The sequence below is a fragment of the Pseudomonas sp. D2002 genome, from assembly GCF_013385735.1.
Taxonomy (GTDB): domain Bacteria; phylum Pseudomonadota; class Gammaproteobacteria; order Pseudomonadales; family Pseudomonadaceae; genus Aquipseudomonas.
Window position 1 is genome coordinate 439,023 of sequence record NZ_JACAPL010000002.1, and the last position, 25,764, is coordinate 464,786.

Consider the following 25,764-nt stretch of genomic DNA (forward strand, 5'->3'; position numbering starts at 1 on the left):
CTGAGTGGTTGGATCAAAAGCGAGGCCGAGGCGGCCTGACAGCCGATCTGATCTTGGGAGCTTAACTCAGTCAAATGTGGGAGCTGGCTTGCCTGCGATGCAGGCACCTCGGTGTGTCAGGCACACCGAGTGGATGCCATCGCAGGCAAGCCAGCTCCCACAGTTTGTTTACCTCAGTTCCACAGGCCGATTTTTTCCAGTTCCTGCTTGAAGTTGTCGCGGGTGATCAATGTCACTTCATCCATGGCGGTGTACTTCGGCGGTTCCTTGCCGGTGGTGACCCAGTCGAACATCATCTTCGCGGTGTTGTAGCCTTCGATGTGCGGGCTGGGCAGCATTGAGCCGAAGAAGCCGCTGTTGGGCTTTTTCAGTTCGCCGATGGCGTCGGTGCCATTGATGCCGATGCCGATGACGTTGGCCGCGGCAAAGCCGGCCGTTTCAGTGGCGCGTACGCCGCCGAGCACGGTGTTGTCGTTCATGCCGCCGATGATCAGGTTCTTGGCACCGCTGGGCAGCTTGACCAGTGCCGAGTTGGTGGCGTCCATGCTGCCTGGAACATCGAGGGTCTTGGCGGCGGTGAACAGGATGTGGTCCTTGGGAAAGCCTGCGTCTTCGAGGGATTTGACCGAGCCGTCGGTGCGTTTTTTACCGGTGTCGAGCTCGTTGAAGGTGTTGATCACCGCATAGGTGTCCTTCCAGTCCCAGCCGCGTTTTTTCGCTTCAGCCGCCATCGCCGCGCCCTGCTTCTGGCCGACTTCGAACGCCGCCATGCCCAGGTACGGCACGTCCTCCATAAAGTTGCCCTTGGCATCGACGAAGCGATCATCCACGGCAATCACTTTTAGGCCGTTGACCTTGGCCTTGGCGACAATCGCCGGGCCCAGCGACACGTCCGGTGGGCAGATCACAAAGCCCTTGGCGCCGTTGGCGGCCAGGCTGTCGATGGCCGACAAGGTTTTCTCGCCATCGGGCACGGCGATCTTGATCACGGTGAAGCCATGCTCCTTGCCGGCTTTTTCGGCAAACGCCCATTCGGTCTGGAACCACGGTTCTTCCGCCTGCTTGACCAAAAAGCCGATCTTCACTTCCTCGGCGGCCAGCAACAGGCCGCTCAAGCTCAGCGCCGACACCGCCACAGCGGCGCAGCAGAGGGAACGCAAACCACGACGACGATTCATACGGGTGACTCCTTGTTGTTGTTTTTTGGGTCTTGGGTTATCCGGCAAAGCGGTGACAGGGTGTGCCGGGCACCTCCACTTCGATGGCCAGCACCGCGCCGTCCAACGGGTGATCGAGTGGGCTGGCGGCACTGGTGATGTAGAGAGTGGTGAGGTTCGGGCCACCGAACACACAACTGGTGGGGCGGCTGACGGGCAGTTCGATGATGCGCTCGACTTCGCCGTCCGGCGTCAGGCGCAGCAGGCAGCTGCCGTCCCAACGCGCGTTCCAGATATAGCCTTGGCTGTCCAGCGCCGAGCCGTCCGGGCCACCGCGTGAATGCGGGCCGAACCACACCTGCGCCGGCTCAAGCTGGCCGTCTGCCTGGATCGCGTGCCGGTAGAGCGTGGCGTCGAGGCTGTCGCCGAAATGCACCTGGGTGCCCTCCGCGTTCCACAGCAACGTATTGGGAATGCCCAGGCCGTGCAGCAGCGGCGTGACCTGCGCATCGGCGTCAATGCGAAACAGCCCACCGGAGCGCCGTGTGATGGGCAGGTCTTCGCCCTGCTCGCCGATGTTGTTCTGCATGGTGCCCAGCCACAGGCGGCCCTGGGCGTCGCAACGCGCTTCATTGCCACGGTTGCCGGGTTGCGGGTCGGCCACACACAGCAGGGTCAGGGCTTCGGTTTCCAGGTTCAGCCGGTAGACGCCGCTGCTCAAGGTCACCAGCGCATCGCCGCTCTCACACGGAATAAACGCCGAGACATGCTCGGGCAACTGCCAGATCTGCAATTGCCCCTGCATAAACCGCAACGCCTGTTTACCGGCAATATTGACCCAGTACAGCGCCTGGGTCGGCGCATCCCAAAACGGTGCTTCGCCCAACTGCGCACGGTGTGCGGTGACAGCGGTACACGACATAAAACCTCCTGTTTTTACAGCGGCTCGCGCGACGGAGTGCCATCCACCAGCCGCTGGATACGCAACGGGTTGGCGTTTTTCAACGCGTCGGGCAGCAGGCTATCAGGGTAATTCTGCAAGCACACGGGGCGCAGGAAGCGGTCGATGGCCAGGCTGCCGACCGAGGTGCCACGCGCGTCCGAAGTGGCCGGGTACGGGCCGCCGTGGACCATCGCGTCGCAGACTTCAACGCCGGTCGGGTAACCGTTCAGCAGGATGCGGCCAACCTTCTGCGCCAGCAGCGGCGTCAGTTCAGCAAACTGCTCAAGGTCGGCGGGCTCGCCAATGATCGTTGCCGTGAGTTGCCCGTGCAGGCCTTGCAAGGCGGCGCTGAGTTGGGCTTGATCGGCCACTTCGACGAATACCGTGGTCGGGCCGAACACTTCTTCTTGCAGCACCGCATCGCCGTCGATCAGCAAACCCACGTCGGCCTTGAACAGCTGCGGCCGTGCCTGGTTGCCCGCTTGGGCATTGCCCGCCAAGTGCTGGATGCCGGGGTGCGCGAGCAGCTTTTCCAGGCCTTTGCCGTAACTGCTCAAGGTGCCGGCGTTCAGCATGGTTTGCGCGGCTTGATCGCCGATCAGTTGGGCGACCTGCTGAGTGAATGCGGTGAATTGCGCAGAGGCAATGCCAATCACCAAACCAGGGTTGGTACAGAACTGGCCACAGCCCTGCACCACCGAGGCGGTCAGGTCGCGGGCGATGGTTTCGGCCCGCGCCTGCAAGGCCTGGGGCAATACGATGACCGGGTTGATGCTCGACATCTCGGCAAACACCGGAATCGGCTGCGGCCGCGCCGCCGCCATGTCACACAACGCGCGACCGCCCTTGAGCGAGCCGGTAAAGCCCACGGCCTGGATCGCCGGGTGCTTGACCAGCGCCTCACCAACGCCGCCGCCGAAGATCATATTGAACACGCCGGCCGGCATCTCAGTCGCCTCGGCCGCGCGAATAATGGCATCGGCAACCCGCTCGGCAGTCGCCATATGCCCGCTGTGGGCCTTGAACACTACCGGGCAGCCCGCCGCCAGCGCCGCTGCGGTGTCGCCGCCGGCCGTGGAAAACGCCAGGGGAAAGTTGCTCGCGCCAAACACCGCCACCGGGCCCAGGCCGATGCGGTATTGGCGCAGGTCCGGGCGCGGCAGTGGCTGGCGGTCGGGCAACGCCCTGTCGATGCGTGCGCCGTAAAAATCACCGCGACGCAACACCGTGGCAAACAGGCGCATCTGGCCGCTGGTGCGCCCGCGTTCGCCGTTGATGCGCGCGGCAGGCAGCGCGGTTTCGCGGCAGACCAGCGCGATAAAATCTTCACCCAGCGCGTCCAGTTCATCGGCCACTGCGTCCAGAAACTGCGCGCGGCGCGACGCACTCAGCGCGCAGTATGCCGGGTAAGCGGCTGCGGCGGCTTTGGCGGCGGCGTCGACCTCGTCCGGGGTGGCCTGGTAAAAGACTTGCGCCAAGGCTTCGCCGGTGTTGGCGTCGATGCTTTGCAGGGTCACGCTACCCTTGGCGCTGCGTTGGCCGCCGATGTAGTTGTGGCCGAGAAACGGGGTCATGTTGATCTCCTTAAAGGCTGATGACAGTGCCGGGTTCGAACGCCGATTCGGCGCTGCCGACCGTGTTGATCAGCGGCGCGCCGAACTCGGCCTGGCTGATCTCGAACACATCGCCCGGTTGCGTGCGTATACCGTCGGCAAATGACAGTGTGGCGGTGCCGAAGAAATGAATGTGCACATCGCCGGGCTTGAGAAACTGGCTGTATTTGAAATGGTGGTACTCGAGGTTTTCCAGGCTGTGGCACATATTGGCCTCGCCACTGAGGAATTCGTTCCGCCAGATTTCCTCACCGTTACGCAGGATGCGGCTGGTGCCCGCCAGGTGCTGGGGCAATTCGCCGACGCGCAACTCCGGGCCATAACTGCAACTGCGCAGTTTGGAGTGGGCCAGGTACAGGTAATTCTTGCGCTCCATCACATGGTCGGAAAACTCGTTGCCCACGGCGAAACCCAGGCGATAGGGTTTGCCGTCGTGGCCGATTACGTACAAGCCGCCGATCTCCGGCTCCTCGCCCGCGTCCTCGGCAAACGGCGGCACCGGGAATGCCTGGCCTGGGCGCACGACGATGCTGCCGTCACCCTTGTAGAACCATTCCGGTTGCACACCGGCCTGGCCGGCCGCTGGCTTGCCGCCCTCCACGCCCCATTTGAAGATGCGCATGGTGTCGGTCAAAGCGCTGTCGTCAGCGGCGTGCTGGTGCATCTTGTCGCGCGCCGAGGCACTGCCCAGGTGAGTCAGGCCGGTGCCGCTGATGAGCATGTGGGCCGGGTCCGGGTGGTCGAGGGGCGGCAGGATTTTCAGGTCGGCGAGCAAGGCCGCGTAGTCGTAGCTGTCGCCCAGGCCCAAGTTGTCGACCTGTTGCTGCAACTTCACGCCCGCCTCGATGGCCGCCTGCGCCAATTCGCGCACGCTGCGGGCCGTGCGCACTTCTCTGAGTTTGCTGCCTTGCACCACGCCGACGCGGCGCTCACCGTTACGCAATTCGAACTGAACTAAACGCATCAATTTTCTCCAGGATTAAGTCCGCGTGGCGCCACGCGCACTGGCGGCGAATTGATCGGCGGGCAGCACGTGCTTGCGTTCCAGCACGCGGTAGACCACGCCAGTCAGCAACAGGCCAAACAGCATCACTGCGGCCAGGAAGTACAAACCCGAGGCCAGGTTGCCGGTGTATTCCTTGAGCGCGCCGATCACGAACGGGCCGATATAGCCGCCGAGGTTGCCCACCGAGTTGATCAGCGCAATGCCCGCCGCCGCACTGGCGCCGGCAAAAAAGCGCCCCGGCAAGGTCCAGAACACCGCCGTGCAGGAAAACAGCGCGAACGCCGCCAGGCACAGCGCGGCCATCTGCAGCACCGGCACACTCAGCCAGGCGCTGAAAAACAGGCCGATGGCGCCCAGCACATAGAGCACGGCGAGGTGGCCGTAGCGATCATTCAAGCGGTCGGAACTGCGCGGGATTATCAGCAACCCGACGATGCCGAAGATGTACGGCACCGCCGAGACAAAACCAGTGACCAGGTCACTGCCGCCGAACTGCTTGATCAGCGTCGGCAACCACAGGCCCAGGCCATAAATGCTCAAGGTGACCGGCAGGTAGAACAGCGCCAGCAGCAACACGCGTTGGTCTTTGAGGGCGTGCAGCGGGTTGCCGTGGCGCGTCTGACCATAGGCTTGCAAGTCTTTGTTCAGTTCGCCGGTGAGCCAGGTTTTTTCGCCTTCGCTCATCCACTTGACCTGCTGGGGGCCGTCCGGCAGGAAGCGCAGCACTGGCCAGGTCAACAGCAAGGCCGGGGTGCCGATCACGATAAACAGCCACTGCCAGCCGTGCAGGCCAAGGATGCCGTCCATGCCCAGCAAGCCGCCGGACACGGGGCCTGTGATCATCATTGCAATCGGTTGGGACAGGATGAACAGCCCGAGGATCTTGCCGCGATGGCGCACCGGGAACCACTGGGTGATGTAGTACAGCACGCCCGGAAAGAACCCCGCCTCCGCCGCGCCGAGCAGAAAGCGCATCACATAGAAACTCTGCGGCCCTTGCACAAAGGCCATGCCAATGGTGATGGCGCCCCAGGTCAGCATGATCCGCGCGAACCAGCGCCGCGCGCCGAAGCGGTCGAGCATCAGGTTGCTGGGAATCTCGAACAGGAAATAGCCGATGAAGAACAGCCCGGCGCCCAACCCGTAGGCGGCATCACCAATGCCGACATCGGCGCCCATGTGCAGCTTGGCGAACCCCACCGCCGAACGGTCTACGTAGGCGATCAGGTACAGCAGGATCAGGAAGGGAATCAGTTTCAGCGTGATACGCCGTATAAGCCGCAGTTCCTGGCTCATGGGGTCGATCTCCGATTGTTGTTTTTATAGAAGCTCGGGGGCCGCCGCCGGTGAAAATCCGCCAGGGTCATGCCTCATTCAGGCTGACTATATAGTATGACTATTTGCAAAACAACTCTTCCAAACCCTCGATTTTGCGCTTATGTTTAAGCGCATATAGAACATATAGTCATACAATAAGAGAGTCGATCATGCCTGATAAAAAGCCCGCCCTCCGCTCTGCCCAGTGGTTTGGCACCGCCGACAAGAACGGTTTCATGTACCGCAGCTGGATGAAGAACCAGGGCATCGCCGACCATCAGTTTCATGGCAAGCCGATCATCGGTATCTGCAACACCTGGTCGGAGCTGACGCCGTGCAACGCGCATTTCCGGCAGATCGCCGAGCACGTCAAACGCGGGGTGATCGAGGCCGGTGGCTTCCCGGTGGAATTCCCGGTGTTCTCCAACGGCGAATCCAACCTGCGCCCCACCGCCATGCTCACCCGCAACCTGGCGAGCATGGACGTGGAAGAGGCGATTCGCGGCAACCCCATCGACGGCGTGGTGCTGCTGACCGGTTGCGACAAAACCACCCCGGCGCTGCTGATGGGCGCGGCCAGTTGCGACGTGCCGGCCATCGTCGTCACCGGTGGGCCGATGCTCAACGGCAAGCACAAAGGCCAGGACATCGGCTCGGGCACGGTGGTGTGGCAGCTCAGCGAACAGGTCAAGGCCGGCACCATCACCCTGGATGACTTCCTCGCAGCCGAAGGCGGCATGTCACGTTCGGCGGGCACCTGCAACACCATGGGCACCGCCTCGACCATGGCCTGCATGGCCGAGGCGCTGGGCACTTCCCTGCCCCACAACGCGGCGATTCCGGCGGTGGATGCGCGGCGTTATGTGCTGGCGCACATGTCCGGCATGCGCGCAGTGGAGATGGTGCGCGAAGACTTGAAGCTGTCGAAGATCCTCACCAAAGAGGCGTTTGAAAACGCGATCCGCGTAAACGCCGCCATCGGCGGCTCGACCAACGCAGTGATCCACTTGAAAGCCATCGCCGGGCGCATCGGCGTCGAACTCGACCTGGATGACTGGACGCGCATGGGGCGCGGCATGCCCACCATTGTCGATTTGCAGCCGTCCGGGCGCTTCCTGATGGAAGAGTTCTACTATGCCGGTGGCCTGCCCGCCGTGCTGCGCCGCCTGGGCGAAGCCAACCTGATCCCGCACCCGAACGCCTTGACCGTCAACGGCAAGTCTTTGGGCGAAAACACCAAGGACTCGCCGATTTACGGCCAGGACGAAGTGATCCGCACCCTCGACAACCCGATCCGCGCCGACGGCGGCATCTGCGTGCTGCGCGGCAACCTCGCGCCGCTGGGTGCGGTGCTCAAGCCTTCGGCCGCCAGCGCTGAGTTGATGCAGCACCGTGGCCGCGCAGTGGTGTTCGAGGACTTCGACATGTACAAGGCGCGGATCAACGACCCGGAACTGGACGTGGATGCCAACTCGATCCTGGTCATGAAAAACTGCGGGCCCAAGGGTTACCCGGGCATGGCCGAGGTCGGCAACATGGGCTTGCCGGCCAAGCTGCTGGCCCAGGGTGTGACCGATATGGTGCGCATTTCCGACGCGCGCATGAGCGGCACGGCCTACGGCACGGTGGTCTTGCATGTGGCGCCGGAAGCCGCCGCCGGTGGGCCATTGGCGACGGTCAAGGAAGGCGACTGGATCGAACTCGACTGTGCCAATGGCCGCCTGCACCTGGACATCCCCGACGCCGAGCTGGCGGCGCGCATGGCCGACCTGGCGCCCCCGCAAAAGCTGATCGTCGGTGGCTACCGCCAGCTGTATATCGACCATGTACTGCAAGCCGACCAAGGCTGCGACTTTGACTTTCTGGTGGGTTGCCGTGGGGCTGAAGTCCCCCGTCATTCCCACTAATTGGGATGCTATGATGCCGCCTATTTAGCCAGAGCCTCCCGTTCGTTATGGATCACCAGCCGCCCAAGCCGCGCAAGAGCATGCATGCCCAGATCGTTCAGGACTTGGGCATGCACATCGTTTCCGGGCGCTTCAAGCCCGAAGAACGCCTGCCCATGGAGGCCACGCTGTGCGAGGAGTACAAGGTCAGCCGCTCGGTGTTGCGCGAGGCGACGCGGGTGCTCAGCGCCAAGGGCCTGGTGTATTCCAAACCGCGGGTGGGCGCGGTGGTGCGCCCACGCTTGAAATGGCACTTGCTCGACCCGGACGTGCTGTCCTGGTTGATGCAGACCACACCTCACAGTGAGTTTTTCAACACCCTGGCCGGCGTGCGGCGCATTCTCGAACCGGAAATCGCCGCCATGGCCGCGACCACCGCCACCGACGAAGACATCGCCACCATCGAAAAAGCCTACCTGGGCATGGAAACCGCCACCACCCACGACGCGCTGTTGCAGGCCGACCTGGACTTCCACCGCGCGATTGCCGACGCCACCCGCAACGACCTGCTCGCCTACATGTGCAACATGCTGTCGTTGCCGCTGCGCGAGTCGATCAACATCACCAACCGTCGCCCCGACATCCAGGGCCTGAGCCTGCCGCGCCACAAGGCGATCCTCACCGCCATCCAGAACCGCGACGCCCTCGGCGCCCGCCACGCCTCGCTGGTGCAGCTGGATGACACGCGGGTGGCGCTGGACACGGTGATGAATGTGCTGACGCCGCTGTAGATCCATCGTCTACGCTCAGAAGGTCAGTTCGAGGAACAGGCCATGTGCGGACGACTCTCGCAGTACCGTGGTATTCATGACTTTGTGGCGGCCTTGAGCATGCCCAATGCGCTGCTCAACAACGTGGGTGAGCCGCCGCTTGAGCGCTACAACGTGGCGCCCTCCACGCCGGTTGCCCTGCTGCACCTGGAAAATGGCCTGCTGCATGCCGACCGTGTGCGCTGGGGCTGGCGCCCGCACTGGGCCAAGGAGCGCGCGCCGCCGATCAATGCGCGGGTCGAGAAAGTCGCCAACGGCCCGTTTTTTCGCGCGATCTGGCCGCACCGCGCGATTGCGCCAATCGATAATTGGTTTGAATGGGTGGACGAAGGCGGCGCGAAAAAACAGCCCTACCTGATTCGCCGCCGCGACGGCGCGCCGGTGCTGTGTGCAGCCATTGGCCAGCTGCCCGATGCCGATGAAGGCGCGAGCCTTGACGATGGGTTTGTGATCATCACCGCCGACAGTGCTGGCGGCATGGTCGACATCCATGATCGCCGGCCGGTGGTGCTGAACCCCGAATTGGCCCGCGAATGGCTGGAGCCGGCGACAAACCGGGGCCGTGCCGAACAAATGGTGCTGTTCCAGGGCGAGCCGCCCGAGATGTTTGAATGGTTCAGGGTCGACAGCGCCGTGGGCAACCCACGCCACGACGGCCGCCATGTGATCGAGCCCGTCGACTACTGAGCAACCTCCACCAGCGAAATCAGCCGCGGCTCAATGCAAGCCTCAACGATCTCAAGCACCGCGAGCGTCACCGGCAGCTTGAACCGTCGCCTGCCGGCGCTGCCGGGGTTGACGTACAAGGTTGCGCCGCGCCACTCGATCAAGGGCTTGTGCGAGTGGCCGGTGATCACCAGCCGTGTGTGCTGCTCCAGTAAGGCTGGCACGTCGGCAATGTCATGCACGAGCAGGGTTTGCCAGCCATTCAAATCAATCTTCAGATGTTCCGGCACCTGCTGCGCCCACGCGTCATCCTGGTCATTATTGCCGCGCACCGCGTGTACGGGGGCAATCTGTGCAAGCTGCTCAAGAATCTCCGGCCCGCCGATATCGCCCGCGTGGATGATCTGCTCACAGCCTTGCAGCGCCTCGACGGCTTCAGGTCGCAGCAGGCCGTGGGTGTCGGAAATGATGCCTACTTTCATAGGTTCTCCTTAATGATGTGGCATAGACCGCGCGCGCCTTAAACGATTCAGGTCGTTGGCGAACCTTTCCCCCCAAACCAGCGTCCGAGCTAAGGCATTGTTGCTTACCGCTCGCCGCGAGGTCCTCGTTTGAAAGCCGCCATCATCAAAAAATACCGCCTGATCATCAAGACCATGGGCTATGTAGGCTGGGCGTTGTTCTGGCTGTTGCTGTGGGATGTGGCCGTGACGGTGGACTTCATGCTGTTTCTGACCACCAAGATCAATCTGCCGCTGATGCCCTTGACGCTGTTGGGTTCGGCGCTGGTGGTGCTGATCAGTTTTCGCAACAGCAGCGCTTATAACCGCTGGTGGGAAGCCCGCACATTGTGGGGCGCGATGGTGAATAACTCGCGCAGCTTTGCCCGCCAGGTGCTGACTTTGCTGGACGACCCGAACGCCGAGGTGAACCCGGTCAAGGCCACCTTGCTGCGCCGTCATGTGGCCTATGTGAATTGCCTGGCGGCGCACCTCAGAGGCCAGCCGTGCCCGGATGAGGTGCGCGCGTTTATCCCCGCTGAGGAATTCGCACGTAATGGCGCCACCAACAACTTTGCCAATGACATCCTCACCGGTTCCGCAGCGATATTGGCCCGCGAATACAAGGCCGGTCACCTGGACAGCATTCGCCTGGCGCGGCTGGAGTCGACTCTGGTGGACTTGTCCAACGCCCAGGGCGGCATGGAGCGCATCGCCAATACGCCGCTGCCCTACCCTTACGTGTATTTCCCGCGCCTGTTTATCTCGCTGTTCTGCCTGATCGTGCCGGTCGGGCTGGTGGAATCCCTGGGCTGGTTCACGCCGCTGGCCTCGACGGTGGTGGGCTTTATGCTGCTGGCCATCGAACGCATCGGCACCGACCTGCAAAGCCCGTTTCACTCCAGTGAACACCAGATCCAGATGGAAGCCATCTGCGAAACCATCGAGAAAAACCTGCAGTCGATGCAGCGTGATGCACTGGGTGGGGAGCGTATTGGTTGAGCGGCCGAGGTTTCCGGCACTTCTAGCCGCGCATCAAGAAACTATAAGTTACGGCTCCAATGGAACTCCATCAAATGTAAGGGCCACTACGCACGCATAGCATCAAGTAATACTTTCTATCATTACTGGACTATAAGCGGGCACTTACCCTAGGAGTTTTGCATTGAACATATCCCCTTCACCCTGGACACCCACAACTTACCCAATACCCGGCAGTAACCCGGCGCCATTGGACACCCCTCAGATCGACACGCCCGTTTTAAATCGAAAAAAACGTGGCGTGGCAGATAAAAATCTTCTTTGGCCGCAGCACTCTACGATTAAAGTGTCTTTATTAGGCATGACGGAAGAGCAAAAGAATTTTACAAAAAAACACATTTGCAAATGGGCGCCGCATATAAATTTGTGCATTCAATTTACAGATCGCCCAGACGGCCATATTAGAATTAAAGCCGACAACAACATAATAGGTGGCTACTCGGATATCGGTAAAGATTCGGTAAACGACGAAGAGGCCTCAATGGTAGTAGGTTTCCGAGACGGGTTGAACGCGTTCGCCGGCGGTACTGTAACGCATGAATTCGGACACGCCCTGGGGTTGAAGCATGAGCACCAACACCCCGATACAAACCTTGACTTTAATGCGAAGTTAATACACGAGCGCGCAGTAAAAAGCATCCCGGATGTAACCCTGGAAGAAGTGAAAGCCAGCGTCATAGGAAAACTGCCTCGCGATTCAGTGATAACGTCACCCTACGACCGAAACTCCATTATGCACTACAAGTTCAGCAAAGAAGAGCTCAACGGCGGAGAGCCCGTACCGGAAATAAATGACCCTTCAAAGGAGGATATAAAATTCATTAATTCACTTTATCCTAAAGCTTACTGCCCACCCCGTTGCCGTCCAGGTTTTGGTTATTTCCCCCCGCCAACCGCTTGAAGCCGTCATGCAAGGTATTTTTACGTGCTGTGCTCGCCAGCCAGCAATCAATCAAGGGCGTTGCCGCCACCCCTAAACCTGCATAACCGCGGTCAACCTACGCTTGATCGCGGCTGCAAAACCCGGGCGCACGCAATTGGGTCGAAGCCATCGCGTGTGGTTTGCACTACCGCCTGGTGAAAGTCTGAGAACCTATCATTTTTACCAGTGCACCTGACGTACCGTTTTCGCTAGCCTGTAGCGCATCCAATCCCAAGGAGTTACAGCACATGCAGGTACGCGAAGGTTATGCCGATTTCCGTGGCTATCGGACGTGGTTCCGGGTCACCGGTGACCTGAATTCCGGGCACCTGCCCTTGATCGTCGCCCACGGCGGCCCGGGCTGCACCCATGATTACGTCGACAGCTTCAAAGACCTGGCCGCCACCGGCCGCGCAGTGGTGCACTACGACCAGGTCGGCAATGGCCGCTCCACTCATTTGCCCGGTGCCTCCACTGATTTCTGGACGGTGGAGCTGTTCCTGGCGGAGCTGGACAACCTTGTGGACCACCTGGACATCAGCGACTACGCGCTGCTCGGCCAGTCCTGGGGCGGAATGCTCGGCGCCGAACACGCGGTGCGCCAGCCAACCGGTTTGAAGGCGTTGATCATTGCCAACTCGCCGGCGTCGATGGATCTGTGGTGCGCGGCGGCGAATGAACTGCGCCAGGCACTGCCCGCCGACGTGCAGGCGACGTTGCTGCGCCACGAAGCCGCAGGCACCACCGACAGTGCCGACTACCACGCCGCCGCAGAGGTGTTTTACGCGCGCCATGTGTGCCGTATTCAACCGGTGCCCGCCGAAGTCGAGCGCACCAATGTCGCCATCGAGGAAGACCCCACCGTCTACCACGCAATGAACGGCCCCACCGAATTCCACGTGATCGGCAGCATGCGCAACTGGACCATCATTGATCGACTGTCGCGCATCCAGGTGCCGACATTGCTGATTTCCGGACGCTTCGATGAGGCCACACCGGCCACCGTGCAGCCGTTTGCCGATGGCATCAGCGACGTGCGCTGGCAGATTTTCGAGCAGTCCAGCCATATGCCGCATGTTGAGGAGCGCGAGGCGTGCATGGCGTGTGTGGGTGGGTTTCTCGCCTCAGTGGAGTGAAGGCCTAACCTGTGTAATGTGGCGAGCAGGCTCGCCACAGTTGCGTCGGTAAATGCAGGGTGAAACCTCAAGGGCATGAGTCAGGCGATTCCTGACCGCCGTGCAGAAAACCCTGTATAGCCACGCGGCATTTGACCACGCCCCATCTTCACAGTAGTTGTAATAGTCTGTTGCAGGACTCTAATGTACTAACTGGTTACTTATCTTGCTAACATTCGACCTTTAGTCACTCACATTCGAGTCCTGTCGACATGAAACGAGCATCCCGCGCCGCTGGCGCCTCACGATATCTCTTGCTGGGCCTGGGCATTGTCATTGCCCTGCTCGGCGTGGCCCTGGCCGTTGGCGGCGCCAAACTGGCCAGCCTGGGCGGTTCCTGGTACTTCCTGGTCGGTGGCGTGGCCATGGCCGTTTCCGGCCTGCTGATTGCCCGGTGCAAACCGGCGGGCGCGTGGTGGTTCGCCGCCTTTCTGGTCGGCACGGCGGTGTGGGCGGTGGCGGACGTCGGGCTGGTGTACTGGCCGCTGTTCTCGCGGCTGTTCATGTTTGCGGTGATCGGCGTGGTGGTGGCGCTGGTGTATCCGCTGCTGGCCGGCAAACCTGCACGCGGCGCGTATGGCATTGCTGCGGTATTGGCGGTAGGCGTGGCGGTCGCGGCAGGCAATATGTTCGTGGCGCACCCGAGCGTGGCGCCGACCGGCAAAGGCCCTGGCATCACGCCGGTGGCGGCGGCCGATGCGCAGAAAAACTGGGCGCATTACGGCAATACCGAGGGTGGCAGCCGCTTTGCGGCGCTGGACCAGATCAACCGCGACACCGTCAACAAGCTCAAAGTGGCGTGGACCTATCACACCGGTGACGTGGCCATCAGCGACGGCAACGGCGCCGAAGACCAACTGACGCCCCTGCAGATCGGCAACAAAGTGTTCATCTGCACACCGCACAACAACCTGATCGCCCTGGATGCCGACACCGGCAAAGAGCTGTGGAAAAACGAAGTCAACGCCAAGTCGGCGGTATGGCAGCGTTGCCGCGGCATGGCGTATTTCGATGCCACCGCGCCCATCGCCCAGCCGACCCAGCCGAACAGCTCGCCAATCGTGGCCGCCAGTGTGCCGGCCGGTGCGCAATGCCAGCGTCGTCTGCTGACCAATACCATTGATGCGCGCCTGATCGCAGTGGATGCCGACACCGGCAAATTCTGCGAAGACTTCGGCAGCCACGGCCAGGTGGATTTGAAAGCCGGCCTGGGCAACGTGCCGGACAGCTACTACCAACTGTCTTCCGCGCCGTTGATGGCCGGCACCACCGTTGTCGTCGGTGGCCGCGTCGCCGATAACGTACAAACCGACATGCCTGGCGGCGTGATCCGTGGTTTCGACGTGATCACCGGCCAGATGCGCTGGGCCTTCGACCCGGGCAACCCCGAAGACAAACACGCCCCTGCGGCCGGCAGCACCTACGTGCGCAGCACGCCGAACAGCTGGGCGCCGATGTCTTACGACCCGCTGATGAACACCGTCTTCCTGCCGATGGGCAGCTCGTCCACCGATATCTACGGTGTTGAACGCACCCAGCTCAACCACAAATACGGCGCCTCGGTGCTGGCCCTGGACGCCTCCACCGGCGCAGAAAAGTGGGTGTACCAGACCGTCCACAATGACCTCTGGGACTTCGACCTGCCAATGCAACCGAGCCTGATCGACTTCACCCCACCGGGCAGCGACAAGGCAGTACCGGCCGTAGTGATCGGCACCAAGGCCGGGCAGATTTATGTGCTCGACCGCGCCACCGGCAAGCCGCTGACCGACGTCAAGGAAGTGCCGGTCAATGCCGCGAACATTCCGAACGAGCCTTACTCGCTGACCCAGCCGAAATCGGTGGGCATGCCGCAGATCGGCGCGCAAACCCTGAGCGAATCGGACATGTGGGGCGCCACGCCGTACGACCAATTGCTGTGCCGCATCGACTTCAAGGGCATGCGCTATGAAGGCCTGTACACCGCGCCGGGTACTGACAAATCGCTGAGTTTCCCAGGCTCCCTGGGCGGCATGAACTGGGGCAGCATTTCCACTGACCCGGTGCACGATTTTATCTTCGTCAACGACATGCGCCTGGGCCTGTGGATCCAGATGGTGCCGTCGCAGAACAAGGCCCAGGCCTCGTCCGGCGGTGAAGCGCTGAACACCGGCATGGGCGCCGTGCCGCTCAAGGGCACGCCGTATGCGGTGAACAAAAACCGCTTCCTGTCGGTGGCCGGCATCCCGTGCCAGGCGCCGCCTTTTGGCACCCTGACCGCCATCGACATGAAGACCCGGCAGATCGCCTGGCAAGTGCCGGTCGGCACCGTGGAAGACACCGGCCCACTGGGCATCCGCATGCACCTGCCGATCAAGGTTGGCCTGCCGACCCTCGGCGGCACGCTGTCCACCCAGGGCGGCCTGATCTTTATCGCCGGCACCCAGGATTTCTACCTGCGCGCCTTCAACAGCGGCAACGGTGATGAAATCTGGAAAGCCCGCCTGCCAGTAGGCAGCCAAGGCGGCCCGATGACGTACGTTTCGCCGAAAACCGGCAAGCAATACATCGTCATCACCGCCGGCGGCGCACGCCAGTCCACTGACCGTGGCGACTACGTGATCGCCTACGCCCTGCCATAACCCCGTGTTCGCGCGGTGCCTCCCCCGGCACCGCGCTTTTTGTCTGGAAAACTACGCATGACCCCCACTTTTCCTCTGCCCCTCGGCCGCCTGGTGCTGGGCCTGGCGTTTGCTGCCGCCCTGCCCGTTCAAGCCGACGACACCACCTTGACCGGCGACTGGGGCGGCCTGCGCCGTGAACTCGACGAGCAAGGCATCCGCTTCACCGGCGACTACAGCGGCGAGACCGCCTACAACGCCGACGGCGGCCAACACCGCTCGGCGCGCTACTCGCAGAACATCAAGCTGGGCGTGCAGTTCGACCTGGGCAAGCTCTACGGTTTGAACAATGGCGACCGCATCCAGCTGACCATCAACGACCGGCGCGGCAACAGCGCCTCTGAAGACCTGGTGGGCAACCGCCTGCCGATCCAGGAAAACTACGGCGGCCTCTACACGCGCCTCACCGAATTGAGCTACGAACGCACGCTGTTTACCCCGGCGCTGAACGTCAAGCTCGGTTACATGGCCATGGGCAATGACCTCGGCGGCCTCGACAGCGGCATCCTGTGCAACTTCATGAACGCCGGTTTCTGCGGCCACCCGCTGAACATGTCCGGTGGCAGCGGCTGGACCAACTACCCGAACGCGCACCTCGGCGCACGGGTGAAATACGACTTTTCGCCGCAATGGCAACTGCGCGTGGCGGCGTTCAATGTCGACCCGTCGAGCAACGGCAATTCCAGTCGCGCCTGGCACCTGGGGCCCAAGCACACCACCGGCACCGTGGTGCCGATTGAGCTGGTCTACAAACACGCCGGCACGCTGCCGGGCGAATACAAGCTGGGGTATTACTACGACAGCTCCGACGTGAAACGCATCGGCAGCAACAAAGAGGTCAGCGGTCGCGGCGGCCACTACGTGCTGATCGACCAGGCCGTGTGGGCGTCCAGCACATCAGCCGGTCGCGTGCTGCATGCCTTCGGCCAATACTCGGCAGCCAGTGAAGCCGCCTCGCCGTTCAGCAAGTGGTATGGCGCAGGCGTGGTGCTGTACAAGCCGTTTGAAGGCCGCCCGCGCGACACCGTCGCCCTGGGTTATGGCCGTGCGGTGCCGAACCCGCGCAGCCGGGATGTGCAGGAGTTGGCGGCGTTTAAGGCCGGGACGGATTATCCGAACTTGAACAATGCCGAGCAGCTGATCGAACTCAGTTACGGCTACCAGGCCACGCCGTGGCTGACGCTGCGCCCGGATGTGCAATACATCATTGAGCCGGGGGCGTTTTCGGGGGTGGATATCGATAATGCGTTGGTGCTGGGCTTGCAGGTCAAGGCGCTGTTCTAACGCCATAACGCGGAAAAAATGTGGGAGCTGGCGTACCAGCTCCCACAATTTAACTACGGCTTACTTGAAAGCGATTTCACCACAAGCATCAACCAGAAGACTTGAGCAGACGCTGTAGTGCGCGCGGCTAAAGCGCTTTTAAGGTTCAAGCAAAGGTGCTCCCATCATAAAGGTTATAGGTTAAACCAGACACTTTCGATGGCTTGGACAGGTAAACAAACAACTTGTTATCTACCTCTTGGACAGCCAATACTTGCATCGGCTCCCCGGGCGGTACGGCGACGTGATCAGATACAAAACCGGTTGACAGGTTCTTTTTGGGTATCGACTCGTCAAACACATAGACCACTTGTTGAGTGGCATCGCCCAGTTCTTCTGCCTGCTCCGTCGCCCAGCTTTCCCATTCAGCAACGTTACGCACGGTCGCCGAGGCGGACTGCACACCTTCATCTTTAAAAACACTGCCAACGCTCTGCTTAATTTTTTCTGCACCTTCAGCGGTGACGAAAGCCGAACGATAGGCCTTGCCTTCGTAATTGTTTAATTGACCGAATTCCTCAAGAAACATGTCCACTTCATCGGTACGCTCACCCGCTCGCAACGACTCGTTGATCGAGTTAGTGTCTTTATCGTTATATTCCACAATTTCGTCAAGATCTTCTGCGTTACTATCATTAATGAGTTTGGACAGTGTTTTTGCATGGGCTTGCTGTAGGGTTCCCGTGGGGGACTCTTTCATGTTCTTATACTCCGCAATAACAGCATCCAGCGTTTCGCTCGCCTGCGCAGATTCCAGCGGAATAAAGGTTACGTCCTGTCCTCCTCCCACTACGCCCCTTGCTCGCCAAACTCCCGCCTCATCGGGCTTGGCAACAATGCCACTGCTCAACAGCCCTGACGGGTCTTCGGGGTCGCGCAGACGCAGTATGTAGTGCATGCCATCCCCACCATCCGGTGTAATAGATGCGAAATACCGTTTCCCTCTAAACTCAATTTCTCGCATGCCCGCATAGAATGCTGGTGCTTCAGGTGTTGGGTTTACTTTCGACGGTGTTTTAACCGTGACCTCATCGGCACTTGGCGAAGCGCTGGGTGCGCGCAACAGTTCCAAATCGCCTTGGTCAGTATCCGGGCTCCATGTGTATTTTTTGGCAGAGGCCGTGGGCACTTCTGCCAAGCCCGCCTCCACTAAAGCGGGCGCAAGCTCGTGCGCCAGCTGCAAGCCTGATATCACCGCTGCAGCAGTGCCGCCCAGGCGATCGGCTGCCGTCATGCCATGCACGGCATCATGGATACCGAAGACAATATTGCCGGCGTTACCGACGACGGGCACATAACCGAAGGTGTTGCTCCACAAGTCTTTCGCGGCCTTCCAATTTTGCTGCGAGGAACCAAACACTTGAGTTTGGTCGGACCACACTGCATTGTTGGCATTCACTTCCTGGTAGTTGGCAGCAAGACCGGAATTGAGGTTGCCGTATCTCAACCGATAATCGCCGCCTCGCGACTCGGTATAATTAAAGGTCTCCCAAACCGGTACAGCTTTGTCGCTAGCTACAGAGTTGCGTCCCGGGTAGGTTTGATAATTGCCTATAATCAAATTATCGAGCACATCGCCCGCCTTTGGCCAATGCGCATCTGAACGGCCTTGCCTGTCGCCGCCATTGAAACTACGCAGCACATTGTCGCGGTTTTTTTTAGCCCAGCTCGCAAAGTCCCATTCGTCCCATATTTCAGTGACCGCGCCGTTCTTCAGATCAATCATCACGCCCTTATGGGGCCTGCTTTGTGCATTACCGTCATACGGCTGGAACGGAACAAAGGCATACCCTGCCAGAGGATAGCCATAAATATTGGGAAGGATGACCTGCCCGTTCCTGTGCAACGTACGCAATAGGGTCTCTCGAGCATCCTGACTTAACTGTCCAAATCCGACTTTGTCATTCACCAGGCTCTGCAAGGTTCCCCGCACCACATAGGCGTCTGCTATTCCTGAACGCTGCGCCAGTTCGCCTGTTGCGTCGCGCATCGGCAGGGATACGTCATTTTCCCAATGACGCTGAAGGTTGTTGCCCACCGCCTCCAGCGCCGTGACCTTGCTCTTATCCTGCTCGTCGATATGCATGGATTGATAGTTGATCGGGCCACCTCGCTCGACTTTATCGTGGGCAAGCGCACCAGCGGCTATTTCCCACGCAAAGTAGGTGCGCGGGGTCAGGTTGGTGAGCCCATCGGGGTTTCCAAGCCCTACGTAGGAATTGAAGTTCACCGTGATTTTTTCATGGGGGTCATACCCATCGGCCATTAACCCCCCGCTAAAGTAGCCCGCAGGCTCAAGGAACTGGCGTACCTGCTGGAATTTGACGTTGCGTTCACCTTCGCTGCCCGTTTCTATGGCGTCGATCGCGTCCAATACACGGTCAGCGTACGCATCGACTCGCTGTGTTGGCGCCTGTTGAGCATGATTTTCAATGGGCGCAGAAGCGTCAGCTGAACCATAAATAATCGTTTTGTAAAAAGCGTCTTGTGACAAGGGGGCAGCGCCTGCTTGCGGCGTAAGACCAAAATAATTCCTGAGGCCTCTTATAACGGACGTTTTTTTTGCAAGCGGAGGTGTGTCCCCTATAAACGGCACAGTGCCCAAGGCGGCATCTAATGCTGTTTGTATCGGTGTGCCCCGTATAAACGGCACCTTATCCAAGGCGGTATCTATTGCTGTTTGTATCGAAGGGAGCAGCGGTACGATCATGATAGGAATTCTCTTTCTGGTTATTTCAGTTGAGCTCCCACAACTGTTTTGAGAAAACCTTAAAGTAAGCGCAAGCCACTTCCTGTTTAACTGTATTCAGCGGGGAGCCCTCCACCGTTGTGACTTTTATACTCAGGCCTGCGCACTGCGCTAACGCCTACAGTTGGATAAGTTGCAACAACAGATGAGTAAGTTCCTTGAATAACCATACCGATTATTTCGGAATACGTGCGCAAGGCATCAATGGGAAATTGGCCGAAACAGAACTTAGGAGCCTTTGCAGCGTCTGGCTTCGAACTGCTCCCATGTAACGCACAGGAATCTTCGGCTAGTGGCATTTGGTCATGGTTTGTAAAGGGCCAGCAAGGCGCGTCGCTTTTAATTGCAGGACGTTTCCTAGACAATCCCAGCCGCCTTGTGCCTGTTGGAATCGCTGGCTAGTCTGCGATCCGTCACTGCTCATCAGTGATCGGGTTTAGCAGCCCGACTTCAATAGGCACACGGTTCACTTCTGCTTTATGGCGGTTGTGCGTGGGGCACCTTCGGGTGCGCTGGTTTTCCTATTGACCGGTCTGCTAACCCGCGTACAGCTGCCACCCTCGTTTAGCAGCGTTGGCGGTAGCTCTCTTGTTCAATAGGAGTTACACCATGAATAAAGTCGTCCCCGACCCACCCCTCAGTTCAGCCAAAGCCCGCGCCGCGTTCAACCGCGCCATCGACCATTACCTGCCCACTCAGGGTGTGCCAATCGAAGAGTTGAGCTTCGAAGATGCCCTGCTCTACACCGCCAGCTTGCTCGACAGCGCTTCGGCCACGACGCTCAATTGCAGTGAACTGCTGCCAAGCCCTGAGCGGGCGAAGATTCTGGCGGTGTGGCATTTGCTGGAAATGGCCAGGACCACCGTGGACCGCTCTATCGAGTGCCTGAACCCCGCCCGTTAAAAACTGTGGGAGCTGGCTTGCCTGCGATGGCGGTGTGTCAGTGCGGTTATCTGTTACTGATACACCGCCATCGCAGGCAAGCCAGCTCCCACAGAAAAGCAGAGCACTACAGGGCTGGCAGTTGAACTCGGTCAAATTGTGGGAGCGGGCTTGCTCGCGAATGCGGTGGGTCAGTGACACATGAGTTGGCTGGCACACCGCCTTCGCGAGCAAGCCCGCTCCCACAGTTGATCTACGGTGATCTTGCGTTATTTGGACACCGGCATCGCAAACTCCGCGCCTTGTTCGATGCTCTCCGACCAGCGCTGCATGATCGACTTCTGCTTGGTGTAGAAGCGCACGCCTTCGGTGCCGTACGCATGCATGTCGCCAAACAGGCTCTTCTTCCAGCCACCAAAGCCGTGCCAGGCCATCGGCACCGGGATCGGTACGTTGATGCCGACCATGCCCACCTCGATACGCCGCGCAAACTCGCGGGCGATGTTGCCGTCGCGGGTAAAGCAGCTCACGCCGTTGCCAAATTCGTGGTCGTTGACCAGCTTGATCGCTTCGGCAAAGTCATTCACACGCACACAGGCCAGCACCGGGCCGAAGATTTCTTCGCGGTAGATGCTCATGTCCTGGGTCACGTGGTCGAACAAGGTCGCGCCGAGCCAGAAGCCATTTTCCAGGCCGGGTTCGGTGGGCACATAGTCACGGCCGTCGAGCAGCAATTGCGCACCGGCTTGCACGCCTTGTTCGATGTAGCCACTGATGCGCTCCAGCGCGGCCCGCGACACAATCGGGCCCATTTCGGCCTTTAAATCGCGGCCGTCGGTGATGCGCAATGTCTTCGCGCGCTCGGTCAAGGCGGCGATGACTTTATCGCCCACATCGCCCACCAGCACCGCCACCGAAATGGCCATGCAGCGTTCGCCGGCACTGCCGTAAGCCGCGCCCATCAGTGCGTCGACGGTTTTTTCGATGTCGGCGTCGGGCATCACCACCATGTGGTTTTTCGCGCCGCCCAAGCCTTGTACGCGCTTGCCATTGCGCGCACCGGCTTCGTAGATGTATTGCGCAATCGGCGTGGAGCCGACGAAGCTCAAGGCCTTGACGTCCGGGTGTTCGAGCAGCGCATCCACCGCTTCCTTGTCGCCCTGCACCACGTTGAACACGCCTGTGGGCAAGCCGGCTTCATGCAGCAGCTCGGCCATGAACAGCGACGCGCTCGGGTCAGTCGGGCTTGGCTTGAGGATAAAGGTGTTGCCCGCCGCGATGGCGATGGGGTACATCCACATCGGCACCATCACCGGAAAGTTGAACGGCGTGACGCCGGCCACTACGCCCAGGGGCTGGCGCATCGTCCAGTTGTCCATGCCCCGCGAGACCTGGTCGGAATGCTCGCCCTTGAGCAGGTTCGGAATGCCGCAGGCGAACTCGAGGATGTCGATACCCCGGTCGACTTCGCCCTGGGCGTCGGTGAAGACCTTGCCGTGTTCGGCGACGATGATGCGCGCCAGGTCGTCCTTGCGTTCGCGCAGCAAGTGCAGGTATTCGAACAACACGCGGGCACGGCGGATGGGCGGCGTATCAGCCCAGCTGGCAAACGCCGCTTGGGCGGCGGCGACGGCTTCACCCACGGTCTGGCGGCTGGCCAGCGCGACGCGGCCGGTCACTTCGCCGGTGGCCGGGTTGTAGACGTCCTGATAGCGATCATCGCGGGAAACGCGCTGGTCGTTGATGTAGTGCTCAATCGTGGTGGTCATGGCAGGTATCCCAGGTGGGTAGCGTTGGAACACACGATAGGCTTTCGGTTTGTTCCAAACCAGAGCAGAATCCAGAACTGATTGTCCTCATAGGCGAACAATAGCGTCATGGAAAAATCCGAGATCGAAGGGCTGTGGACCCACATTCATTGGCTGTCGGTGCTGGAAGAACACGGCACCTACACCGCCGCCGCCGCACGCCTGGGTGTGAGCAAATCGGCGGTCAGCCAGCGCATTTCGGACCTGGAAAAAGCCACCGGCACGCGCCTGGTCACCCGCACCACGCGCAGCGTGCGCCTGACCGATGCCGGGCTGTCATTGACCCGCGACGTGCGCAGCGCCTATGAACATATCGCGCGCAGCTTCTCGTCGGTGCGCGACTCTGCCGGTGAGATTCGCGGGCTGGTGCGCCTTACCGCGCCGGTGGCGTTTGCGCGTCAGCAGTTGGTGCCGCACTTGTCGGAATTTTTGCAGCTGTACCCGCAGGTGCGTATCCAACTGGATGTGTCGGATGCCTTGAGTTCGCTGGCGGCCGAAGGTTACGACCTGGCCGTGCGGCACGGCTTCCAGGTGCCGGAAACCCATGTGGCGTGGAAACTGTGCGACACCGGTTCGGTATTGGTCGCCACGCGCGACTATCTGCAACAGCACGGCGAACCCCGCGAACCCGGCGACCTCACTGCGCATAACTGCCTGTATTACCCACGCGGCAGCGACCAGCCGGCCTGGACCTTCGAACGCGGCGGCAAGAAGGTTGAACGCGTGACCGTGCCCATCGCCGGCAGCTTTTCGACCAACAACAGTGAGGCGCTGCGCGACTCGGCGCTCAACCACCTGGGCATCGCCCTGCTCCCGGACTTCAGCGCGCAGGCCGCGCTGGCCAGTGGCACCTTGGTGCAGGTGCTCAAGGGCTGGACGCTCAAGGGCGCGTTTGCCGATGAGATTTACCTGATACGGCCGTATTCGCCCCATGTGCCGAAATCGGTCAGTACGTTAGTTGGCTATCTAAAGGATAAGTTGTCAGACGGCTTCCGGTTTAATGGATGAATAATAAACTCATGCATACGACTTAAGCGGAATCGTTCTCGACAACCACTTACAAATAAACTTCTTATAGCCAGCGGCAATAATCCAAATAACCAATATCCAGACCTTGTACTGAACTTGTTACTTGCGAAAGCCAGTGACAACAGCTTCTTGACACTTCAAAAAAAGCCATACAACTAATTGTAAAGCATGGATAAAACTCGCCGCACACGCGGCGCTTAAACTCCGCTTTCAAACTCATACCTGCGCAAACTTGCAAAAAAACCACAACCGGCTACGTTCATGAATACCGTGAAAGCCATCAGCCATTACGCACACAACCTGCCGTACAGGCGAGGAACTCTATTGCTCTGAAAACAGCGCCTAACACTGACACGGAACTTAGTCTTAACTCTCAAAAGGGATGCTTTGATGAAGCGCAGCCGCGGGTATCGTGCGTTCTCGAAAAAGGCGCCAGCCGAACATTTCTGGCTGTCGTTGTTTGGCTTTTCAGTGCTGGTGATTGCCAGCTTCCTGTTGTTTGAACAACAGATCCAAGACTTCCTGATTCACCTCAACCTGTACCAACCTTCCACCACCGCCCAAGCCCTTAACCTGGCACTGCTGCTGATCGCCTTGCTCGCCCTCGACGTGGTGCTGCCGGTGCCGTCGAGCATGGTCGCGTTGCTGGCAGTCGCCATGCTCGGCAGCCTCGGTGGCTACCTGGTGATTTTTATCGGGCTGTGCCTGGGTGCCGCGCTGGGGTACGCGCTGGGCGCCGGTTACTTGCGCTTGCTGTCCGGCCGCCTTGGCTTGCATCAGCGCCAGCCTGGGCAGTTGGCGTATCGGCTGGGCACCTTGTCGTTGATTTGCCTGCGCGGTGTGCCGGTGCTGGCGGAAACTTCAGTGGTGGCCGCCGGGATGCAGCGCTACCCGCTGCGCGCGTTTTTGCTGATTACCACACTGGCCAACGCGGGACTGGCACTGGCTTACACGGCCATCGGCACGTTGCTGATCGAGCAGCACGCACTGCTGGTGACCATTCTCGCCAGCATGGTGTTGCCGCTGGCGTTTGTGGCCGGTTACAGCCTGCTCAAACCCAAGCCCTGTGTGGAACAGCCGCTGCGCGGACGCTTCGAGGTCAGTTACGACTACCCGGTGATCTTCACCGACCATCTGTTTGATCCGGGCAACCCGTGCCTGCACCGCGAACTCATCACACAACACGCTGCGCCGGTGACGGTGATGGTGTTCGCCGATGAGCAACTGCTGCACAGCGCCCCAGCGCTTGCGGAACAGATCGACGCCTACTTCGCCGCCCATGCCGACCTGCAGTTAAAAACCGCGCCCATCGCCGTGCCGGCCGGTGAACCGAGCAAAACTTCACAGGTGCTGGAGCAGCTCTACAGCGACATGCTGCAACACGGCCTGGACCGGCATTGCTACGTGCTGGCCCTGGGTGGCGGCGCGGTGCTGGATGCGGTGGGCTACGCCTGCGCCACCTTTCACCGTGGCATTCGGCTGATCCGCATTCCCAGCACCGTATTGGCCCAGAACGACGCCGGCATTGGCGTGAAAAACGGCATCAATGCCTTCGGCCAGAAGAACCTGCTGGGCGCCTTCTACCCCGCCACCGCCGTAATCAATGACTTCCAACTGCTCACCAGCCTCACACGTCGCGACCAGATCGCCGGGTTGGCCGAGGCGGTCAAGGTAGCGCTGATCAAGGATCAGGCGTTCTTCGAATGGATGGAGCAACACGCCGACGCCCTCGCCCACTTCGAGCACAGCGCCAGCCGCTACGCGATTCGTCGCTGCGCCGAGCTGCACCTGGCGCATATCACCGGGGCGGGCGACCCGTTCGAACGCGGCAACGGTCGGCCCCTGGATTACGGGCACTGGGCCGCGCACAAGCTTGAAAACCTCAGCCACCACCGGCTGCGCCATGGCGAAGCCGTCGCGGTGGGCATGGCGCTGGACGGGCTGTATGCGAATGCCTTGGGGCTGTTGAGCGATGCCGACACGCAACGGGTGATGCGCCTGTTGCGCACGCTGGGTTTCAACCTGTGCCCGCCGGAGCTGGCGTTGAAAGATGCCCAGGGCCGCTCACCGTTGTTGCTCGGCCTGGAGGAGTTCCGCCAGCACTTGGGCGGGCAACTGTCGATCCCGATGCTCAACCGCATCGGCCAGTCGGTGGACCTGCATGAGATCGACAGCGCGACGATGCAGGCGGCGCTGCAACGGCTGTCGAGCGCAAGCGATGCAGCGCTGCCCCTGGGCGAGGGTTACGCACAATGAG

19 protein-coding genes are annotated in these 25,764 nt (G+C 60.5%); 11 read left to right on the forward strand and 8 right to left on the reverse strand.

The window, feature by feature from the left end; translation table 11 throughout:
- Nucleotides 1-173 precede the first annotated feature (173 nt).
- From HX783_RS02015 to HX783_RS02035, 5 genes are read right to left on the reverse strand one after another with little or no spacing between them, the layout of a single operon-like run.
- Nucleotides 174-1,178 carry a substrate-binding domain-containing protein gene (locus tag HX783_RS02015; protein WP_159955763.1) on the reverse strand — a complete coding sequence of 335 codons (1,005 nt, stop codon included), beginning with the start codon at nucleotides 1,176-1,178 and terminating at the stop codon, nucleotides 174-176.
- Between the two features lie 37 nt (nucleotides 1,179-1,215).
- Nucleotides 1,216-2,079, reverse strand: coding sequence for an SMP-30/gluconolactonase/LRE family protein (locus tag HX783_RS02020; RefSeq protein WP_177015765.1), 864 nt, complete (start codon nucleotides 2,077-2,079; stop codon nucleotides 1,216-1,218).
- 14 nt (nucleotides 2,080-2,093) lie between these two features.
- Nucleotides 2,094-3,674 carry an aldehyde dehydrogenase (NADP(+)) gene (locus HX783_RS02025; RefSeq protein ID WP_177015766.1) on the reverse strand — a complete coding sequence of 527 codons (1,581 nt, stop codon included), beginning with the start codon at nucleotides 3,672-3,674 and terminating at the stop codon, nucleotides 2,094-2,096.
- A gap of 10 nt (nucleotides 3,675-3,684) precedes the next feature.
- A complete protein-coding gene (araD1, locus tag HX783_RS02030) occupies nucleotides 3,685-4,677 on the reverse strand; it encodes an AraD1 family protein (RefSeq protein ID WP_177015767.1) in 993 nt (330 codons plus the stop codon).
- 15 nt (nucleotides 4,678-4,692) lie between these two features.
- Entirely contained in the window at nucleotides 4,693-6,015 is a 1,323-nt protein-coding gene (locus tag HX783_RS02035) for an MFS transporter (RefSeq protein ID WP_177015768.1), read from the reverse strand.
- A gap of 191 nt (nucleotides 6,016-6,206) precedes the next feature.
- Here HX783_RS02035 and HX783_RS02040 point away from each other — a divergent pair, with 191 nt between their 5' ends.
- The 3 genes from HX783_RS02040 to HX783_RS02050 are packed head-to-tail and all read left to right on the forward strand — an operon-like array spanning nucleotide 6,207 to nucleotide 9,439.
- On the forward strand, nucleotides 6,207-7,943 hold the full coding sequence (locus tag HX783_RS02040) for an IlvD/Edd family dehydratase (RefSeq protein ID WP_159955753.1): 1,737 nt from the start codon (nucleotides 6,207-6,209) through the stop codon (nucleotides 7,941-7,943).
- Nucleotides 7,944-7,990: 47 nt separating this feature from the next.
- On the forward strand, nucleotides 7,991-8,713 hold the full coding sequence (locus HX783_RS02045; RefSeq protein ID WP_177015769.1) for a FadR/GntR family transcriptional regulator: 723 nt from the start codon (nucleotides 7,991-7,993) through the stop codon (nucleotides 8,711-8,713).
- A gap of 42 nt (nucleotides 8,714-8,755) precedes the next feature.
- The gene (locus tag HX783_RS02050) at nucleotides 8,756-9,439 is read left to right on the forward strand and encodes an SOS response-associated peptidase (RefSeq protein WP_177015770.1); all 684 of its coding nucleotides are present in this window, start codon (nucleotides 8,756-8,758) and stop codon (nucleotides 9,437-9,439) included.
- Here the strand turns inward: HX783_RS02050 and HX783_RS02055 are convergent.
- Entirely contained in the window at nucleotides 9,433-9,900 is a 468-nt protein-coding gene (locus HX783_RS02055) for a metallophosphoesterase family protein (RefSeq protein WP_177015771.1), read from the reverse strand. The two genes, HX783_RS02050 and HX783_RS02055, sit on opposite strands and share 7 nt — an antisense overlap.
- A gap of 129 nt (nucleotides 9,901-10,029) precedes the next feature.
- Here HX783_RS02055 and HX783_RS02060 point away from each other — a divergent pair, with 129 nt between their 5' ends.
- From HX783_RS02060 to HX783_RS02080, 5 genes are all read left to right on the forward strand, one after another.
- Nucleotides 10,030-10,920 (forward strand): bestrophin family protein, encoded by an 891-nt coding sequence (locus HX783_RS02060; RefSeq protein ID WP_177015772.1) that lies wholly within the window; start codon nucleotides 10,030-10,032, stop codon nucleotides 10,918-10,920.
- Between the two features lie 163 nt (nucleotides 10,921-11,083).
- On the forward strand, nucleotides 11,084-11,860 hold the full coding sequence (locus HX783_RS02065) for a M12 family metallopeptidase (protein ID WP_177015773.1): 777 nt from the start codon (nucleotides 11,084-11,086) through the stop codon (nucleotides 11,858-11,860).
- Nucleotides 11,861-12,129: 269 nt separating this feature from the next.
- Nucleotides 12,130-13,017: a proline iminopeptidase-family hydrolase gene (locus HX783_RS02070; RefSeq protein ID WP_177015774.1), complete on the forward strand. Its 888-nt coding sequence runs from the start codon at nucleotides 12,130-12,132 to the stop codon at nucleotides 13,015-13,017.
- A gap of 251 nt (nucleotides 13,018-13,268) precedes the next feature.
- A complete protein-coding gene (locus HX783_RS02075) occupies nucleotides 13,269-15,677 on the forward strand; it encodes a glucose/quinate/shikimate family membrane-bound PQQ-dependent dehydrogenase (RefSeq protein ID WP_177015775.1) in 2,409 nt (802 codons plus the stop codon).
- 57 nt (nucleotides 15,678-15,734) lie between these two features.
- Nucleotides 15,735-17,000 (forward strand): carbohydrate porin, encoded by a 1,266-nt coding sequence (locus HX783_RS02080; protein ID WP_177015776.1) that lies wholly within the window; start codon nucleotides 15,735-15,737, stop codon nucleotides 16,998-17,000.
- Between the two features lie 145 nt (nucleotides 17,001-17,145).
- Here the strand turns inward: HX783_RS02080 and HX783_RS02085 are convergent, their stop codons facing one another.
- Entirely contained in the window at nucleotides 17,146-19,749 is a 2,604-nt protein-coding gene (locus HX783_RS02085; RefSeq protein WP_177015777.1) for a hypothetical protein, read from the reverse strand.
- 648 nt (nucleotides 19,750-20,397) lie between these two features.
- Here HX783_RS02085 and HX783_RS02090 point away from each other — a divergent pair.
- Nucleotides 20,398-20,691 (forward strand): DUF6124 family protein, encoded by a 294-nt coding sequence (locus HX783_RS02090; protein ID WP_177015778.1) that lies wholly within the window; start codon nucleotides 20,398-20,400, stop codon nucleotides 20,689-20,691.
- 248 nt (nucleotides 20,692-20,939) lie between these two features.
- Here the strand turns inward: HX783_RS02090 and HX783_RS02095 are convergent, their stop codons facing one another.
- On the reverse strand, nucleotides 20,940-22,439 hold the full coding sequence (locus HX783_RS02095) for a CoA-acylating methylmalonate-semialdehyde dehydrogenase (RefSeq protein ID WP_177015779.1): 1,500 nt from the start codon (nucleotides 22,437-22,439) through the stop codon (nucleotides 20,940-20,942).
- Between the two features lie 108 nt (nucleotides 22,440-22,547).
- Between HX783_RS02095 and HX783_RS02100 the strand changes: the two genes are divergently transcribed.
- Both HX783_RS02100 and HX783_RS02105 read left to right on the forward strand, forming a co-directional pair.
- The gene (locus HX783_RS02100; RefSeq protein WP_177015780.1) at nucleotides 22,548-23,486 is read left to right on the forward strand and encodes a LysR family transcriptional regulator; all 939 of its coding nucleotides are present in this window, start codon (nucleotides 22,548-22,550) and stop codon (nucleotides 23,484-23,486) included.
- A gap of 411 nt (nucleotides 23,487-23,897) precedes the next feature.
- Nucleotides 23,898-25,763 (forward strand): 3-dehydroquinate synthase, encoded by a 1,866-nt coding sequence (locus HX783_RS02105; RefSeq protein WP_177015781.1) that lies wholly within the window; start codon nucleotides 23,898-23,900, stop codon nucleotides 25,761-25,763.
- Nucleotide 25,764 lies beyond the last annotated feature (1 nt).

Bases quoted from the DNA above. Each gene is read 5' to 3' on its own strand.
- HX783_RS02015 (WP_159955763.1), bottom strand. From the start codon at position 1,178: ATGAATCGTCGTCGTGGTTTGCGTTCCCTCTGCTGCGCCGCTGTGGCG.
- HX783_RS02080 (WP_177015776.1), top strand. From the start codon at position 15,735: ATGACCCCCACTTTTCCTCTGCCCCTCGGCCGCCTGGTGCTGGGCCTG.
- HX783_RS02090 (WP_177015778.1), top strand. From the start codon at position 20,398: ATGAATAAAGTCGTCCCCGACCCACCCCTCAGTTCAGCCAAAGCCCGC.
- HX783_RS02100 (WP_177015780.1), top strand. From the start codon at position 22,548: ATGGAAAAATCCGAGATCGAAGGGCTGTGGACCCACATTCATTGGCTG.
- HX783_RS02075 (WP_177015775.1), top strand. From the start codon at position 13,269: ATGAAACGAGCATCCCGCGCCGCTGGCGCCTCACGATATCTCTTGCTG.
- HX783_RS02050 (WP_177015770.1), top strand. From the start codon at position 8,756: ATGTGCGGACGACTCTCGCAGTACCGTGGTATTCATGACTTTGTGGCG.
- HX783_RS02095 (WP_177015779.1), bottom strand. From the start codon at position 22,439: ATGACCACCACGATTGAGCACTACATCAACGACCAGCGCGTTTCCCGC.
- HX783_RS02020 (WP_177015765.1), bottom strand. From the start codon at position 2,079: ATGTCGTGTACCGCTGTCACCGCACACCGTGCGCAGTTGGGCGAAGCA.
- HX783_RS02105 (WP_177015781.1), top strand. From the start codon at position 23,898: ATGAAGCGCAGCCGCGGGTATCGTGCGTTCTCGAAAAAGGCGCCAGCC.
- HX783_RS02025 (WP_177015766.1), bottom strand. From the start codon at position 3,674: ATGACCCCGTTTCTCGGCCACAACTACATCGGCGGCCAACGCAGCGCC.
- HX783_RS02070 (WP_177015774.1), top strand. From the start codon at position 12,130: ATGCAGGTACGCGAAGGTTATGCCGATTTCCGTGGCTATCGGACGTGG.
- HX783_RS02055 (WP_177015771.1), bottom strand. From the start codon at position 9,900: ATGAAAGTAGGCATCATTTCCGACACCCACGGCCTGCTGCGACCTGAA.
- HX783_RS02045 (WP_177015769.1), top strand. From the start codon at position 7,991: ATGGATCACCAGCCGCCCAAGCCGCGCAAGAGCATGCATGCCCAGATC.
- HX783_RS02040 (WP_159955753.1), top strand. From the start codon at position 6,207: ATGCCTGATAAAAAGCCCGCCCTCCGCTCTGCCCAGTGGTTTGGCACC.
- HX783_RS02085 (WP_177015777.1), bottom strand. From the start codon at position 19,749: ATGATCGTACCGCTGCTCCCTTCGATACAAACAGCAATAGATACCGCC.
- HX783_RS02035 (WP_177015768.1), bottom strand. From the start codon at position 6,015: ATGAGCCAGGAACTGCGGCTTATACGGCGTATCACGCTGAAACTGATT.
- araD1 (WP_177015767.1), bottom strand. From the start codon at position 4,677: ATGCGTTTAGTTCAGTTCGAATTGCGTAACGGTGAGCGCCGCGTCGGC.